19 protein-coding genes are annotated in these 17,294 nt (G+C 31.8%); 15 read left to right on the forward strand and 4 right to left on the reverse strand.

Annotation, left to right across the window (positions count from 1 at the left end; translation table 11 throughout):
* The first annotated feature begins 21 nt into the window (after window positions 1–21).
* The 3 genes from groES to MUA60_RS05185 all read left to right on the forward strand — a co-directional run bounded on the left by groES (window position 22) and on the right by MUA60_RS05185 (window position 2,802).
* Window positions 22–306, forward strand: a complete 285-nt coding sequence (groES, locus tag MUA60_RS05175) for a co-chaperone GroES (protein ID WP_025905068.1) — start codon at window positions 22–24, stop codon at window positions 304–306.
* A gap of 43 nt (window positions 307–349) precedes the next feature.
* The gene (gene groL / locus MUA60_RS05180) at window positions 350–1,975 is read left to right on the forward strand and encodes a chaperonin GroEL (protein WP_262650079.1); all 1,626 of its coding nucleotides are present in this window, start codon (window positions 350–352) and stop codon (window positions 1,973–1,975) included.
* 263 nt (window positions 1,976–2,238) lie between these two features.
* Window positions 2,239–2,802 carry a GNAT family N-acetyltransferase gene (locus MUA60_RS05185; RefSeq protein WP_262650081.1) on the forward strand — a complete coding sequence of 188 codons (564 nt, stop codon included), beginning with the start codon at window positions 2,239–2,241 and terminating at the stop codon, window positions 2,800–2,802.
* A 30-nt stretch (window positions 2,803–2,832) separates the two neighbouring features.
* On the opposite strand, the gene MUA60_RS05190 is transcribed toward MUA60_RS05185, so the two are convergent.
* Together MUA60_RS05190 and MUA60_RS05195 are read right to left on the reverse strand one after the other, a co-directional pair.
* Window positions 2,833–3,351 carry a methylated-DNA--[protein]-cysteine S-methyltransferase gene (locus MUA60_RS05190; RefSeq protein ID WP_262650083.1) on the reverse strand — a complete coding sequence of 173 codons (519 nt, stop codon included), beginning with the start codon at window positions 3,349–3,351 and terminating at the stop codon, window positions 2,833–2,835.
* Window positions 3,352–3,493: 142 nt separating this feature from the next.
* On the reverse strand, window positions 3,494–3,670 hold the full coding sequence (locus MUA60_RS05195; protein WP_262650084.1) for a hypothetical protein: 177 nt from the start codon (window positions 3,668–3,670) through the stop codon (window positions 3,494–3,496).
* Between the two features lie 164 nt (window positions 3,671–3,834).
* On the opposite strand from MUA60_RS05195, the gene MUA60_RS05200 reads away from it, so the two are divergent.
* From MUA60_RS05200 to MUA60_RS05255, 12 genes are all read left to right on the forward strand, one after another.
* Entirely contained in the window at window positions 3,835–5,118 is a 1,284-nt protein-coding gene (locus tag MUA60_RS05200; RefSeq protein WP_262650086.1) for an aminotransferase class I/II-fold pyridoxal phosphate-dependent enzyme, read from the forward strand.
* Window positions 5,119–5,274: 156 nt separating this feature from the next.
* On the forward strand, window positions 5,275–5,652 hold the full coding sequence (pmtR, locus tag MUA60_RS05205; protein ID WP_262650087.1) for a PSM export ABC transporter transcriptional regulator PmtR: 378 nt from the start codon (window positions 5,275–5,277) through the stop codon (window positions 5,650–5,652).
* A gap of 1 nt (window position 5,653) precedes the next feature.
* The gene (pmtA, locus tag MUA60_RS05210; protein ID WP_262650089.1) at window positions 5,654–6,529 is read left to right on the forward strand and encodes a phenol-soluble modulin export ABC transporter ATP-binding protein PmtA; all 876 of its coding nucleotides are present in this window, start codon (window positions 5,654–5,656) and stop codon (window positions 6,527–6,529) included.
* Complete coding sequence (locus MUA60_RS05215; RefSeq protein ID WP_262650091.1) at window positions 6,530–7,186, forward strand: ABC-2 transporter permease; 657 nt, start codon at window positions 6,530–6,532, stop codon at window positions 7,184–7,186.
* The gene (gene pmtB, locus MUA60_RS05220; protein WP_262650093.1) at window positions 7,183–7,848 is read left to right on the forward strand and encodes a phenol-soluble modulin export ABC transporter permease subunit PmtB; all 666 of its coding nucleotides are present in this window, start codon (window positions 7,183–7,185) and stop codon (window positions 7,846–7,848) included. Before MUA60_RS05215 ends, pmtB begins: the two co-directional genes overlap by 4 nt.
* 17 nt (window positions 7,849–7,865) lie before the next feature.
* The gene (pmtC, locus tag MUA60_RS05225; RefSeq protein ID WP_262650095.1) at window positions 7,866–8,738 is read left to right on the forward strand and encodes a phenol-soluble modulin export ABC transporter ATP-binding protein PmtC; all 873 of its coding nucleotides are present in this window, start codon (window positions 7,866–7,868) and stop codon (window positions 8,736–8,738) included.
* Window positions 8,735–9,463 (forward strand): ABC transporter permease subunit, encoded by a 729-nt coding sequence (locus MUA60_RS05230; protein ID WP_262650096.1) that lies wholly within the window; start codon window positions 8,735–8,737, stop codon window positions 9,461–9,463. The genes pmtC and MUA60_RS05230 overlap by 4 nt, the downstream gene beginning before the upstream one ends.
* A 61-nt stretch (window positions 9,464–9,524) precedes the next feature.
* Window positions 9,525–9,728, forward strand: coding sequence for a hypothetical protein (locus MUA60_RS05235; protein WP_262650098.1), 204 nt, complete (start codon window positions 9,525–9,527; stop codon window positions 9,726–9,728).
* Between the two features lie 50 nt (window positions 9,729–9,778).
* Complete coding sequence (locus MUA60_RS05240; protein WP_262650099.1) at window positions 9,779–10,969, forward strand: amidohydrolase; 1,191 nt, start codon at window positions 9,779–9,781, stop codon at window positions 10,967–10,969.
* 143 nt (window positions 10,970–11,112) lie between these two features.
* Complete coding sequence (locus MUA60_RS05245; protein ID WP_262650101.1) at window positions 11,113–11,820, forward strand: GntR family transcriptional regulator; 708 nt, start codon at window positions 11,113–11,115, stop codon at window positions 11,818–11,820.
* 9 nt (window positions 11,821–11,829) lie between these two features.
* Entirely contained in the window at window positions 11,830–13,365 is a 1,536-nt protein-coding gene (gene gntK / locus MUA60_RS05250) for a gluconokinase (protein WP_262650102.1), read from the forward strand.
* 12 nt (window positions 13,366–13,377) lie between these two features.
* Window positions 13,378–14,736: a gluconate:H+ symporter gene (locus tag MUA60_RS05255; protein ID WP_262650104.1), complete on the forward strand. Its 1,359-nt coding sequence runs from the start codon at window positions 13,378–13,380 to the stop codon at window positions 14,734–14,736.
* An 82-nt stretch (window positions 14,737–14,818) separates the two neighbouring features.
* Here the strand turns inward: MUA60_RS05255 and MUA60_RS05260 are convergent, their stop codons facing one another.
* Together MUA60_RS05260 and MUA60_RS05265 are read right to left on the reverse strand one after the other, a co-directional pair.
* Window positions 14,819–16,057, reverse strand: coding sequence for an L-lactate MFS transporter (locus tag MUA60_RS05260; RefSeq protein ID WP_262650106.1), 1,239 nt, complete (start codon window positions 16,055–16,057; stop codon window positions 14,819–14,821).
* Between the two features lie 675 nt (window positions 16,058–16,732).
* Window positions 16,733–17,284, reverse strand: a complete 552-nt coding sequence (locus tag MUA60_RS05265) for a thioredoxin family protein (protein WP_262650108.1) — start codon at window positions 17,282–17,284, stop codon at window positions 16,733–16,735.
* Window positions 17,285–17,294: the final 10 nt, after the last annotated feature.

The raw sequence follows: 17,294 nt of genomic DNA on the forward strand, positions 1-17,294 counted from the left end.
GCGCCAAGGAGGATTTTATAAATGTTAAAACCATTGGGAGATAGAATTATTATTGAGAAAACAGAAACAGAACAAACTACAGCTAGCGGGATTGTATTGACAGATTCAGCTAAAGAATCGTCTAACGAAGGAAAAGTTGTTGCTGTTGGACCAGGTAAGCGTCTAGAAGATGGTACAAGACTTACTGTAGATGTTGCTGTAGGTGATCAAGTTGTATATCAACAATACGCAGGAACAGAAGTTAAACGTGATAAAGAAACATATATTATCCTTTCAGAAGATGACATTTTAGCAGTTATTGAATAATTTAGATAATATTTTTGAAGATATTTTATGGAGGTTTTTATAAATGGCTAAAGAACTAAAATTTTCAGAAGACGCTAGACGTTCTATGCTTGCTGGTGTTGATAAATTAGCAAATGCAGTTAAAGTAACTTTAGGACCTAAAGGACGTAACGTCGTTTTAGATAAAAAATTCACTTCACCATTAATTACAAATGATGGTGTTACAATCGCTAAAGAAATTGAATTACAAGATCCATATGAGAATATGGGTGCCAAATTAGTTGCAGAAGTTGCAAACCAAACAAATGATGTTGCAGGTGACGGTACGACTACAGCAACTGTCCTAGCTCAAGCGATGATTCAAGAAGGATTGAAAAACGTAACAAGTGGTGCAAATCCAGTTGGTATTCGTGAAGGTATTGATAAAGCAGTTAAAGTAGCTTTAGAAGAATTACACAATATCTCACAACCAGTTGAGAAAAAAGAAGAAATTGCACAAGTTGGTTCTATTTCTGCTGCCGATGAAGAAATTGGTAAATTTATTTCAGAAGCAATGGAAAAAGTAGGTAATGACGGTGTTATTACTATTGAAGAATCTAAAGGATTCAGCACAGAATTAGAAGTTGTTGAAGGTATGCAATTTGATAGAGGATATACTTCTCCATACATGGTGACAGATTCAGACAAAATGACTGCTGAATTAGAAAATCCTTACATCTTAATTACAGACAAAAAGATTTCTTCATTCCAAGATATTTTACCTATCTTAGAAAAAATCTTACAAACAAATAGACCAATTTTAATTGTTGCTGATGATGTTGATGGAGATGCATTAACAAACTTAGTATTAAACAGATTACGTGGTACATTCACAGCAGTAGCAGTTAAAGCGCCTGGATTTGGTGACCGTCGTAAAGCTATGTTAGATGATTTAGCAATTTTAACTGGTGGTCAAGTGATTACTGATGACTTAGGTTTAGATTTAAAAGAAACAACTCTAGATATGCTTGGTGAAGCAGGTAAAGTTCAAGTTACTAAAGACGACACTACAATTGTTGAAGGTCAAGGTGACTCAGTAAACATCGACGCTCGTGTTGGTCAAATTAAAGCTCAAATTGAAGAAACAACTTCAGACTTTGATCGTACGAAATTACAAGAACGCTTAGCTAAATTAGCAGGTGGTGTTGCAGTTATTAAAGTAGGTGCTGCAACTGAAACAGAATTAAAAGAACGTAAATTAAGAATTGAAGATGCATTAAACTCTACACGTGCTGCAGTTGAAGAAGGTATTGTAGCAGGTGGTGGTACAGCATTAGTATCTATTTATAATAAAGTAGCTGAAGTTGAAGCAAAAGGCGATGTAGAAACTGGTGTGAACATTGTGTTGAAAGCTCTTGAAGCACCATTACGTCAAATCGTTGAAAATGCTGGCTTAGAAGGCTCAATTATAGTTGAAAAACTTAAAAACGCTGACGAAGGTATTGGTTACAATGCAGCAACAGACGAATGGGTAAATATGTTAGACGCAGGTATTGTCGATCCAACAAAAGTTACACGTTCAGCATTACAAAATGCAGCATCTGTAGCAGCAATGTTCTTAACTACTGAAGCAGTAGTAGCAGACATTCCAGAAGAAGAACCAGCAGCACCAGATATGGGCGGCATGGGCGGAATGCCAGGTATGATGTAAAAAGACCATTAAACGCCGTCATATCAATGTTTTTAGTATTGACTGGTCATAAAATGGTCATAATTAAGTGATTTCTAGTGCATATGTAAACCTATATAATTCGTGCTCCATTTTAGAAGCATAAAGGCGTTATCCGTCCTCGAATATATAGTAGTATGCACTCTTTTTTTATACATTAATAAACCCACCTTACTTGGTGGGTTATTTAATTGGATGATTTTTATGTTAAAATGAATCTAATTTGTATTAAAGGAGTAGAGAATATGATTAGACCTGCTGTTAAAGAAGATGCGAAAAAATTAAGTGAGTTAATGTTTATGATTTGGCATGATATGGAGCTACCTTTAGTTGTTCAAAATGATAAGCAAACTGTTTTAAGATTACTTGAACAAGCGAGTGTTGATAGTGAATATAGAAACCATTATAAGCATAGTCAAGTATATGAAATTGATGGAAAAGTAGCAGGCTTTCTTAATTGCTATAGTGGCAGTGATGAAAAACCACTTGAAGAAAATTGGCACAATATTGCATTTAAAGATTCATTTAAATTAGAAGGAACGCCGTTACCTGAACAAGAAGCGGATAATGGTGATTTATATATTGATTCAGTTGCGGTCTTTTCAGAATATAGAGGTAGAGGTATTGCCTCTAAACTTATAGCAGATGCTTTTGTTCGAGCTAAAGAAAGAGGGTTTCAGCAAGTATCATTAAATTGTGAATTTGATAATGAAGGTGCAATGAAACTATATGAGAAGCTAGGATTCGAGCCTTCGTATGATCGAAAACTAAGCGGACATGACTATAAATATATGATTAAACATTTATAATAAATTAAAAAGTAACATCGGTTGATAATATTAGCCGATGTTACTTTTATTTTTCTCAATATCAAGCAAGATTTCTTTACGCTCTACGCCACTAGAATAACCACCAATTGAACCATCAGCAGCTATTACACGATGACAAGGAACAAGAATCGTAATAAAGTTCTTACCATTTGCATTAGCGACAGCACGAAAAGCAGTAGGTTTACCAATATTCTCAGCTAACTGCTTATAAGATATCGTCTCGCCAAATGGAATCTCACATAAAGCAGGCCACACTTTTTGTTGAAAAGGTGTACCAAAGTTAAAATATAGAGGTGTTGTAAAAGTAGAAAGATTACCTTCAAAATAAAGAGTTAATTCTTCCTCAAGTTTATCTAAAACATGGTTACTTTCATCATTAATTTCTGAATTAAGTTGTTTACGTACAATTTGTAATTCATCTTCTAACGAAGGTTTATTCGTAAAATGTAACATTAACAAATATTCATTATTAGCAATTGCTAACATTTCACCAGCATTCGTTTGAATTAACTTTCGATATAAAGCCATAATCATCACTCCTAAAGAGAGTTTAACATATATAAATTTGATTGACTTTAGATTACTATTAGAAGGCTTATATTTCCAAGTTGGTGTAGATAGTAAAAATAAAGACTAAGATTATCTCAAATTAATCTTAGTCTTTATTGTATTACTTCTTTTTATTAGCTTTTTTGCGGTCGCCATTTCTACTTATAAATGCGGCTATTAAAAATAATATTGATGCAAATGTAAATTGAATGCCTGAGTTGCCGCTTATTTGAATGCCTATTCCAATAATTAAGCAGATTATAGCTATACCGACAAGAACTTTTGTAATTGTAGACATATGATTTGCTCCTTTACATGATTTATTATATCAATTATTTCTTTGTTATCCAAAAAGGGATGATTTTCTAAAATTAAATGATGAAATTTAGTGAACACACTTTTAATTTTCATAATTCTCGTCTAGTATAGAAGTATCATAACAATGAAAGAGGATGACTTTCTATGAACCCACTAGCATTAGAATTAAATGAACAACTGAAAAAAGAATATCCTGTTGTATTAGATATGCTTTCCGATTTAGGTAAATCTATTTATTATCCAAAGGGTATTTTATCACAATCTGGAGAAGCAAAAGGTACAAAGTATAATGCAACGATCGGTATGGCAACTACTGATGAAGGTATTATGTACACAGATGCTTTATATAATCAATTTGGTGACCAAGATCCAAGTGATATATTCCCATATGCACCGCCACAAGGTGATGAACGTTTACGTACATTATGGCAACAGAAAATTTTAAAAGACAATCCTGATTTAAGTGCTGATGATATTTCTAAACCAGTTGTAACAAATGCATTAACACACGGTTTATCTTTAGCTGGAGATTTATTTGTAGATGGCCAAGATACAATTTTATTACCAGAACATAACTGGGGTAACTATAAATTAGCTTTTGGTGTAAGACATAGTGCGAACATTGAAACTTACAAAGCTTTTGAAGAAGATGGTAGTTACACTTTAGAATATTTCAAACATGCTTTAGAACAATATAATAAAGAAAAAGTTATTCTCGTGTTAAACTTCCCTAATAATCCAACTGGTTATACACCAGTAGTTGAAGAAGTTAAAGAAATGGTTGAAGCTATTAAACAATTAGCTGATAAAGGTACGCAAGTCATTACATTAGTGGATGATGCTTATTATGGATTGTTCTTTGAAGATGTTTATAAACAATCTGTATTTACAGCATTAACAGCGTTAAATCATGAAAATATTATGCCGGTTAAAATTGATGGCGCAACTAAAGAATACTTCTCTTGGGGCTTCCGTGTTGGTTTCTTAACATTTGGTAGTCAAAATGATGTTGTTAAAGATGTGTTAGTAGCTAAATTAAAAGGTTTAATTAGAAGTAACTTATCAAGTTGTTCTTTACCTAGCCAAACTGCAATTATTCATGCAATGGAAGATCCTTCTTTCCAAGATCAAGTTGATCATAACGTGAATATTCTAAAAGAAAGATATGAAGTAACGAAAGAAGTTGCTTATCGTGATGAATTTAAATCATTATGGACGCCATATGCATTTAATTCAGGTTACTTTATGGCACTTAAAGTGTTAGGTGTAGACCCTGAGCAATTGAGATTATATTTAATTGATAAGTATAGTATCGGTATTATTGCTTTAAATAAAACTGATATTCGTATTGCATTTAGCTGTATTGAAAAATCTGATATAGAACATGTATTTGAATCTATCGCTAAAGCAATCAATGACTTAAAATAATAAAATTAATCAGAGTGTGTATATACAATACGTATACACACTCTGTTTTTTTATGTCTAAAAACGTTGATTTATAAGCTTTTTACTAAATGAGTTTGACAATTATGTGTATAGTGTGTATATTGTTTATATACAGTTAGAGAGAGGGAGGTTAAACATGAAGATTCTACTTCAAAATAATAGTAATCAACCAATTTATGAACAAATTAAAGAACAAATCAAAGCACAAATATTACAAGGTAAAGTAGAACGGGGTGCTTCATTACCTTCTATGAGAGAGTTAGCAAGTGATTTAGGTGTCAGTTTAATAACAACTAAACGTGCATATGTTGATTTAGAACAAGAGCAATTTGTCACGACGATAAGAGGGAAAGGTACTTTTGTAAAATCACAAGATCCCTCAATCATGAAAGAAAAACAATTTATTGTCATAGAGGATTTAGCAAGAGATTTAACTAAACAAGCAAAGTTAATCGGAATGGATGTTAAAGAACTCAATGAAATCGTTAATTTGATTTATGAGGAAGGTGAATAAAATGGATAATGCGATAGAGGTTAAAAATTTAAATTTTAATCATAAAAATCTTAAATTATCAGATGTTAACTTTGAAGTACGTAAAGGTTATGTAACGGGATTTATTGGTGCGAATGGTGCAGGTAAAACAACGATTATACGTATTATTATGGGTCTACTTAAAGAACAAAGTGGAGATTTAAAAATACTTGGAGAATATTTAAGTGAAAACCCAGTTGATATTAAAAATAAAATCGGCTTTGTCTATTCTGAATTATATATGTATGAAAAATGGAATATTAAAACAATCGAGAAAGTCATCAGTAAATATTATAAACAATGGGATCACGATATATTTGAAGGTTATATTAAAGAATTCAAATTACCTTATAAACAAAAGATTAAGCAATTTTCAACAGGTATGAAAATGAAATTGTCATTAGCAATCGCATTAAGTCACCATGCTGAACTTTACATTCTAGATGAACCAACTGCAGGGCTTGATCCAGTCGTACGTAATGAAGTGCTTGAAATTTTACAAAGAGAATTAATAGATGAAGAAAAAACAATCTTTTTCTCTACACATATTATTTCAGATTTAGAGAAAATTGCTGATTATATCGTTTATTTAAAAAATGGATCCATTGTAATTAATGAAAGTGTAGAAGATTTAACAGATGGTTATCGAATTATTAAAGGAGACCAATCTATACTTGATGATGAATTAAGAGCGTTATTAATCAGTGTGAAAGAAACGAATACAGGTTTCTCAGGATTAACAAGACAAAGTTCAGTATTTGTTGAGTTATTTGGAAATGAAGTAGTCGTTGAAACACCATCAATAGAGGATATCATGGTAAGAATTGAGAAAAATCAATTCGATAAGGAAGTGGTATAAATGAAAGCTGTTTTCTACCGGAACTTTCAATATGAGAAAGGGTATTACTTACTTTATTTAATCTGTTTCGGATTAGTATTGTTAACGAAATTTACTTTATCTTATCAAAGTATAGAATTCAAGAATGTAGTAGAGGTATATTTTGTCGCAGTCGTTTCAATTCATAGTATTAATCACGCGATATTTTTAAATAAACAAAGCAGTCAAATCTTTTATATGAGTTTACCGATTTCTAAAGTTGATATTGTAAAAGGGCATTATTTATATAACTTATTAGTAACAGGTATTTCATTTATGATGATAATGGTCATAGCATTCGTGAAACAAGACACAATATTTTTACAAGCTGGGTTATTTATTGTAGCAACGAACTTATTTACGTTAAGCATCGTTTATCCAACATTTGCACATTTAAATATTAATCAGTTCGGTGCTTGGATATTAGTTGCTATGTATGGCATATTCACAATGTTTTACTTTGGGATATATTCGAATCGACATTATCCATTTGCTGAAGTTTTAGATTGGAAAATATTTTTATACTATACACCAGCTATCATATTGGTAATCGTTGCGATTATATGGTCGATTCAGTTTAGTAGAGCTATCAAACAAGCGAAACAAGATCAAATTACGGTTTATGGAGGTATAAAATGAAGGCAATCTTATATAGAAACTTAATTTTATCAAAATCATACCTATATTTAATGTTGGCTACAGCATTGTTACTACCATTAATAGTCGTAATACCTCTTAATGGATTTATTAGAATAGGTTTATTAGGAATAATCGTTGTTATGATCCATATTGTGTTCTTAGTACCAATGTATTTTCTATTTAATAGAATCAATAAAAATCATTCTGAATATACATTTTTAAGTCTACCTGTTAAGCAATCAACAGTGATTAATGCTCATTATTTAACAGGATTAATATTTATTTTATTCACACAATTACTACTTGGTTTATGTACGATAGTAGCTTTATTAATACAAGAACCAGGCATGGAAATTTCATATGATCTTTCAGGAACGTGTTTGAGTATTGCAGGGAATTTGTTGACGATTAGTTTAATCTTGCCATTTGCAGAGTATAAAAGATTAATCAAAATTCCTATTATTTTTTGGATGATAATAGTCGGAGTGATTGTACCAAACTCAATACAGTTTATAGATTCCGTGCTTAAATTCTTTTCAATACAATCGCATATATTTAAGACACACGATATGTCAATATTCTTAGGCTGTTCCATCATTCTATTTATCGTGAGTTATATCATTTCAATCAATAAAGCACGAAAGCATGCAATTACAATTTAAAGGAGAGGTGAATAATCGTGAAATTAAATAATATACAAAAGTATTACGGTAAGCAACATATCCTCAAGAATATTGACTTTGATTTTGAGGATAGCCAAATTGTCGGATTGATCGGTAAAAATGGCGTAGGTAAAACTACATTAATGAAAATTATGAACCAGAATATTATGAAGTATGATGGGAATTTCAACAAAGAAAATAGTGACAAAGTGGGTTATTTAATAGAAAATCCTAAATTATATTTAAATAAAACAGGCTATTATAATTTAAACTTCTTTAGAAAGGTATTAGGGACTAATGTAGATGATGATTATATCAATATGTTAATCGAGTCATTTGGCATTAAGCCTTATATCGATAAAAAAGTAAAAAAATATTCAATGGGTATGAAGCAGAAGTTATCTATTGCGGTGGCACTTATGAATAAACCACAATATTTGATTTTAGATGAACCGACAAATGGAATGGATCCAGACGGTTCAATTGATGTCTTAAAAACATTAGAAAAAGTAAGTGAAGATTTAAATATTAAAGTACTCATTTCAAGTCATAAGTTAGAAGATATTGAATTGATATGTGATAGAACAGTATTTATGAAAGATGGTGCGATCGTTGAAGATTATGATATGAAAGCTCAATCTAAAGACGTTACCAAATTTATCTTTGACCGTTCAAATTATAATGAAGCACTTAATCTTCTTACGATGAATTACAAAGTAGTAACAAGTAATAAACAAGAATCGATTATTTCAGTAGAAGCACTAGAGGATTATCAAGAAGTGTTAAAAACGTTAAGCGTTAAAAATATTTATCCTAAGTTTATTCAAAATAATAAAACGACTTTAAGAGATCAATACTTTAATATTAACAAAGGAGTTGAAGTATCATGAATATCGCTCAACATGTAAAATATGATTTAACGAGAATATTTAAAAGTCCATTAGGCTATTTAGGATTTCTCATTTCATTGTTTCCAGGAATAGCCATCATGATTTCTGTTAAAACTTTAGATGGACCATTTGATGCACAAGTTGTATTGGCTATGTTCTTCGTATTTGGTGGACTTGTATTATTAATGTTCTCTATAAGAACGATAGTACGTGATATGCAGTATGGTACGATTCAGTTGTTCTTAAATTCTAAAACAAATAGAGTGAAGTATTTATACGGCAAGTTACTATCTATTATCGGCATTGTTATTATATTTACGATTTTAGGTACGTTATTTACATTATTAGCATCAACTATAATTGATGCAGGCGAATTAAGTGTATCTGACTATTTCAAAATGTTTGGTGAATTTCTACTTATCATGCTATTTTACGGAACATTATTAAATATCCTTAATTTATTAACTGGTAAATCAGCAGTTATTTATACTACTGCCATCATATTAATATTATTTTTACCTAACATCTTTGATGCATTGATTTTTATTCCTGAAATAGGGGAAGATTTATCAAAAATGATGAAATACAATCCTTTAGACTTTTTACCTAAAATATTGAATCAAGGTTTACTAAAAATGAAAGTAGCACAAATATGGATATCTGTAGTATGTATTGCTATATTCACAGGTATCAATCATTACATGATAAGAAATAAGAATATTTAATGGTTTATCCCTCATTTCTATGTTAAATTTAACTTATTAGACATAAGAATGAGGGATATTTTTGGGTAAAAAATTTATTAAACATTATATCATTATTGGTATAATATGTATTGTTGCAAGTTTCTTTTTTCACGGTACACCTAGCTCATTAATGCTCGGAGCTGGACTAGGATTTTTCCTAACAGCCGTATTAGCAAAGTTTGAAAAAGAAGATAAAGTTGATGAACATCCAGATAAATTAAAAGATAAAAACGAAAAAAAGTAGCTACTACATCTTGTGGTAGTTACTTTTTATGAAATTGAGGGGGTGAATCTATGTTACGTAGTTTACTATTTAAAAAGCTGGAACAAAAAGAGCAAGATATGATTAAGCATTATCAATATTTACATCAATATCCTGAACCGTCATTTAATGAAGTGAAGACATCACAATATATAGAAGCATTTTATGAAAATAAAGACGTCGTTATACATAATCGCATTGGTGGTAATTACGGACTGATTGTAGAGATTGAAGGCAGTTTACCGGGAAGAACAATTGCATTACGAGCAGACTTTGATGCTTTAAATATTACTGAAGATACGGGTTTACCATTTAGTTCTAAAAATAAAGGATGGATGCATGCTTGTGGGCATGATGCACATACTGCATATTTGTTAATACTTGCAGAATGTTTGATTGAACTTAAACCGCATTTACCAGGTAAGATTATAATTATCCATCAACATGCAGAAGAGTTAGCACCAGGTGGCGCAATTGACATGATGCAGTCAGGTTATTTAAATGGTGTGGATGAAATCTATGGTATTCATTTATTCCCTGATTATACACCTGATGTTATTTCATATAGGAAAGGTCCTACAATGGGTGGTCGATCATTATTTCATCTTAAAGTTAAAGGAAAAGGTGGACATGGATCAAGTCCACACCTTGCGAATGATGCGATAATGGCAGCAAGTACTTTCATTACGAATGTTCAAACCGTTGTATCGAGAAGACTAAATCCATTTGATATGGGTGTTGTAACGATTAGTTCATTTAATGGTCTAGGTTCATTAAATGTTATCCAAGATAGTGTTGAATTAGCTGGTGATGTAAGATATATGGAAAGCCGTATAGGTCATCAAATCCATGATGAAATCGAACAGTTAATTAAAGGATTAGAAGATACTTTTAATATTCAATGTGAGTTTAAATATGAATTAGATTGTATTCCACTAGTCAATCACTATAAACAAACAGATTATTTAATAGATATTTTGGCAACGAGTCAAGGTGATTATTTTGAATCATTAAAAGAACATGAACAATTAACGAGTTCTGAAGACTTTGCGATATATCTTGAAAAAATACCAGGTACATTTTTCTTTGTCGGATGTAAACCTTATGGAATTGATAAAGCCCACTTTAACCATAGTCCGAAATTTGTCGTAAATGAAGATGCTTTATTAACGGCGAGTAAAGCATTAGGGGAAGTTGTACTAAACCGATTATCAATAGAATAACGCTATATTTATAAGAGTTTGGGATACAAAAATATCCTGAACTCTTTTTTTGTATTTTAAAAAATAAGCAGTAATCGTTTACAAATAATTCGAAAACGTTTACAATAACTTGTATACAAGTATACGAAGTTTGGAGGTATTTTATGAAACATCATTATCATTATCCAAGCGAATGGTTAAAGCATCGTTCAACGGGAGAGCAAGTAGCGAGTGAACTTAGGCTAGCAATTATAAGTAAGATTATAGAAGAAGGCGATAAGTTAAGTGAAAATAAAATTGCTCAACAATTTGAAGTGAGTCGATCGCCAGTAAGAGATGCACTTAAACTCCTGCAACAAGATGGGCTCATATCTTTAGAACGTATGGGAGCAGTTGTTACCGGGTTATCTAAAGCTAACCAAAAAGAAATATATGATATTAGGTTAATGTTAGAGTCATTTGTATTTGAAAGGTTACAAGATGAAAATAATGATGAAGTGATTAAACAGCTGAATAAAATATTAAAAATGATGACTGTGGCTGTGGAATTTGAAGATGCAGATGAATTCACAAGATTGGATTTACTATTTCACGAATCAATGATCACTGCTATTCACCATCAATACATTGAAATGATATGGCACAATTTAACACCTGTTATGGTATGTTTAGTTTTAATTTCAATGAGAAAAAGAATGCAGAATGAACCTGAAGATTTTAAAAGAGTCATTCATAACCATAAAGTATATATTGAAGCGATTGAAAATAAAGACAGAAATAAAATGAAAGAAGCATTTCATTTAAATTTCGATGACGTTGATGAACAAATTGATGTCTTATGGAATTCTCAAACTAATATAGATAGAAAGTAGGATTTTGTAATGAAATATATGATTGGTGTAGATATTGGTACAACGAGTACTAAAGCTGTTATTTATGATAGCGAAGGGAACTTTTTGAAAAAACATAATATAGAATATCCAATGACGACCCATGAGATTGGCGTTGCTGAAGAAAGTCCTGCAGAAATATTCGACGCTGTACTATTTACAGTAAAAAAAGTGATTAGAGAAGTTGGTGCTAAGCCAGAAGAAATCAAATTATTAAGTTTCAGTAGTGCGATGCACAGCTTGATAGCAATGGATAAAGACAATCAGCCATTAACTGAATGTATCACTTGGGCAGATAATAGAGCAAGTGAATACGCAGATAAGATAAATAATGAACATAACGGATTAGAAATATATAAAAGAACGGGTACACCTATTCATCCAATGTCTCCATTATCAAAAATTTATTGGTTAAAACATGAACATGCCGATATATTCAAGAACACAGAGAAATGGATAGATATTAAAACTTATGTATTCTATCAATTATTTGAAACATACGTTATGGACCACTCAATTGGTTCAGCGACAGGTATGATGAATTTGAATACATTAAATTGGGATAAAGATGTCTTAAACTTACTTGAAATTAATGAAACGCAATTACCTGAATTAGTGTCTACAACACATATTATGAAACAAGTTAAAAAGAATTATGCTGATATTATGGGCATCAATGAAGATACACCGATAGTAATCGGTGCTTCAGATGGCGTATTGTCCAATTTAGGTGTTAATAGCTATCGTGAAGGAGAAGTAGCCGTAACGATTGGAACGAGCGGTGCTATTAGAACAATTATTGATAAACCAAAGACAGATGATAAAGGAAGAATATTCTGTTACGTATTAACGGAAGATCATTATTGCATCGGTGGACCAGTGAATAACGGTGGTGTCGTTCTAAGATGGTTAAGAGATGAATTGTTAGCAAGTGAAGTTGAAACAGCTAAAAGACTCGGCGTTGATTCATATGATGTTTTAACTAAGATTGCAAGTAGAGTAAAACCTGGCGCAAATGGTTTGTTATTCCATCCCTATTTAGCTGGTGAGAGAGCACCGCTTTGGAATGCGAATGCTAGAGGTAGTTATTTTGGTTTAACACTGTCTCATAAAAAAGAACATATGATACGTGCTGCGTTAGAAGGCGTTCTACTTAATTTATATACAGTGTATCTTGCTTTAATAGAAGTGATGGATAAAGCGCCTGAACAAATTAAAGCAACAGGTGGATTTGCTAAGAGTGAAGTATGGCGCCAAATGATGGCAGATATATTTGATACTTCAGTTGAAGTACCAGAAAGTTACGAAAGTTCTTGTTTAGGCGCTTGCATATTAGGATTAAAAGCTATTGGGGAAATTGAGGATTTTGAAGTTTTAAACAAAATGGTCGGTAAAACATATCAACATGAACCTAATCAAGAGGATGTCGATATTTACCAATCGTTAATTCCGATTTATATCAATTTAAGTCGTAAATTAAATGAAGAATACGATTTAATTTCAGAATTTCAATCAACACATTCATAAGGAGATGTTTATATGTTTTCAGAAATTGCACCATTATTAATTGTCGCACTCGCAATTGTTATATTATTAGGTTTAATTATGTGGTTAAAACTTAACACATTTGTATCTCTGATTATTACGGCTATGTTAACGGGTATTATGCTTGGTATGCCACTAAGCAAAGTTATCGGCACAATTGAAACAGGGATGGGGTCAACAATCGGTCACATTGCTTTAATATTTGGTCTCGGTGCTATGTTAGGTAAGTTACTAGCAGACGGTGGCGGTGCAACTAGAATTGCACATACATTGATTAATAAATTTGGTCAAAAACGTATTCAATGGGCAGTTGTAACAGCATCATTTATTATTGGTATAGCGTTATTCTTCGAAGTAGGGTTAGTATTATTAATTCCGATTGTCTTTACAATTGCTAAAGAGTCTAAAGTTTCAACATTATACTTAGGTATTCCAATGACAGCTGCATTATCTGTTACACATGGATTTTTACCACCTCATCCAGGTCCAGTCATGATCGCTAAAGAATTTGGTGCAGATATTGGTCAAGTATTACTATTCGGCATTATTGTTGCAATACCAGTAACAATTATTGCAGGCCCTATTTTTACAAGATTTGCGAAAAAAGCAATTCCAGAAGCATTTACTAAGTCAGGTGACTTAGCTTCATTAGGTAAACAAAAGACATTCAATATAGACGAAACACCTAGCTTTGGAATTTCTGCTTTAACAGCTTTATTACCAGTATTTATTATGCTTATTTCAACTATTGTAGATTTATTAACTGGCTCACCAGAAAACCCACAAGGTATTTTAGGCTTTATTAGTTTTATTGGTGAAGCGGGTACTGCAATGTTAATTTCAGTATTATTCGCTATTTATTCAATGGGTCTTAAACGAGGATATAAAGTTACAGAAGTTATGGATACATTAACAAATGCCATTTATCCAATCGGTATGATGCTCTTAATCATCGGTGGTGGTGGTGCATTTAAGCAAATATTAATTGATGGCGGCGTAGGTAAAACAGTTGAGTCACTATTTACAGATACTGCAATGTCTCCAATATTATTAGCTTGGATCGTTGCAGCAGTACTAAGATTAGCGTTAGGTTCTGCAACAGTTGCTGCTATATCAACAGTTGGTATTGTTATGCCATTATTAGAATCATCAGATGCTAATTTAGCATTAGTCGTATTAGCAACTGGTGCTGGTAGTGTAATCGCGTCACACGTAAATGATGCTGGTTTCTGGATGTTTAAAGAATATTTCGGTTTAACGATGAAAGAAACATTCTTATCCTGGACGCTTCTTGAAACAGTTATCTCAGTTTCAGGTATTATCTTTATATTATTTATAAGTCTATTTGTTTAATATATTTAAATATAAATATAAAAACCTCCAAATCTGTTTATTTAAAGATTTGGAGGTTTTGTTATGTGTTTTTATTTGATGTTTACTGCGCTTGCATTTCTTTAATTCTTTTAATATCTACTCTGATTAAGAATGAAATCGCTAATGCTACAACAAAGAATGCTGCGAAAATATATAACGTTGCCATGTAACTTTGAGTAACTTCTCTGACAGTTGCCGATATAAAAGGTCCAACTAATCCAGCTGCTGCCCATGCAGTTAATATATAGCCGTGTATGGCACCGAGTTGTTTCGTACCAAATATATCACCGATATAAGCGGGGATAGAAGAGAAACCACCGCCATAACAAGAAATGATCATGAACAGAATAATTTGAAATAGCATTGAATTATCAACGATTGGTAACCATAAGAATAATGCGATTTGTATGACAAAGAAAATTGTATAGACATTTGTTCTACCAATAAAATCAGATATACTAGCCCAAATGAGGCGACCAAGACCATTAAACACACCGATAATACCAACCATTGTGGCAGCTTGAGCAGGTGTTAAGTTTACAATTTCTTGTGCCATTGGACTTGCGACAGATAAAATCGCTATACCACAAGTAACATTAATAAAGAGCATTAACCATAAATAATAAAACCTTCTAGTTCTGACGGCCTCATTAGCAGACATTTGAACTAAGTCTGATTTTTTCTTTTTTTCTTTTTGTGGATTAAAATTATTAGGTCTATAATATTCCGGTGGTCTTTCTAAATATAAACTAGAGATCAGCATGATAATACAATATACGACTGCTAAAATGATAAAAGTCGATACAAGATTAAAATGTGTTATGAGAAATTCTATAACTGGACTGGCAATCATTGATGCGAATCCAAATCCCATAATTGCTAATCCTGTAGCCATACCACGCTTATCGGGGAACCATTTCACTAATGTAGATACAGGTGCAATATAACCGATACCAAGCCCAATACCTGAGAATACACCATATCCTAAGTAAAGTAAGGGCAAGCTCTCAACGGAAATCGCATAACTAGAAAGTAACAATCCTGAGATGAAAAATATCGTAGAAACAAGTCCGGATAGACGTGGACCAAATTTCTCAACGAAATGTCCCATAAAAGCTGCAGAAAGTCCTAAAAATAATATTGCGATACTAAATATTCTTGATACTTCACTTAATGTAAAGCCTAAATCATTTTGAATATGTTTCGTGAATACACTCCATGAATAAACAGATCCTATTGAAATATGTATTCCAACAGCTGCAACAGCAATGAGCCACCTGTTTTTGATTTTCTTGTTCATCATATTCCCCCTATCGTAATTGTGTCCAATTTATGTCATTATAGCTAAATTCAGAATTTTCAGCAATCAAAATTTTAATAAAATAACATTACTGAACAGTTAGGTAGCGTTATTGCATGTTGATTTCATCGTCTTTTTAACAGTTAGGAATGCCTAACTGTTAAAAAAATAGTTGTAAAATACACTTAAGAAATGAAATATTTGAGTTAAGAATGAATCAACAAAAATTCCTATCTCACTGATATACTTTAGTCATAGATAACACAACACGAAGCACAATCCATTCAATTCCTCAAAACTATTTCGTATATGTTTTTTTCATGATTGTAAATGACTTTGTGTAGAACGTGTTTTGATAGTTATCTGTAATTGTAACGTTGAAATGGATCATAAAATGATTCAAGATATTTTTATAAAGTTTCCCGGTTTTATAAAAATACATGTTTCCTTAATTAATAACCCTTCCCCGAAAAGCGCTCGTTAATTCCCGGACGAGCGCTTTTCACTTGCCAATTTTTATATGTTAACTTTAATAACATGAATTTTCAGTTTTTATTGATTTGAAGTATAGTTATATTAGTAGCCATGGGGATGGCGAGAATTTCTCCTAAGTGAATAGGGGCATACATACATAAATAAGGCTCGGACTATATGTCCGAGCCTTTATACGTTTAATTATGAAATTGAACTAACGATTGATTCGTATACGTCATCCCAAAATTCTGTTTTATTTTGATAAGTTTCATGGATGCTATAATGTACTTCTTTTTCTTTTTCAGCATATGTTGGATCATCTTTACTTGGTAAATCTTTACGAATATTTTCTACAAATTTTTGGACGCTGATTGCTCTTGGGCCCCAAACATGTTCTTGTTCATGCTTTTCATTTAAAAATACAAAAATAGGTATAGAGCGAGCAGTACCATTTGTTAAGTATTGATCAATTAAATTAGTATCTTCATCACGATGGAAAGCTTTCACTTCAATATTAGCGTAATCAGCAATGTTTAATAGAACAGGTATGTTCATCATTGCATCTCCACACCAATCTTCAGTAATTACAAGTACTTTATAATTTTTATCTTTAATTTTATCTAATCGTTCATCATTTTTAGGTAATTGGAAAGATTGATAAATATCGAGTAATTGCTCTTTATTTGTTGTCATCTCATTAACGTATTCTTTAATGGGTTGTGCTTGTTCATAGTATGTAGCTAACTTTGTCATTATAAAAATC

This window comes from Mammaliicoccus sciuri (assembly GCF_025561425.1).
In the GTDB taxonomy this organism is placed as follows: Bacteria; Bacillota; Bacilli; order Staphylococcales; family Staphylococcaceae; genus Mammaliicoccus; species Mammaliicoccus sciuri_A.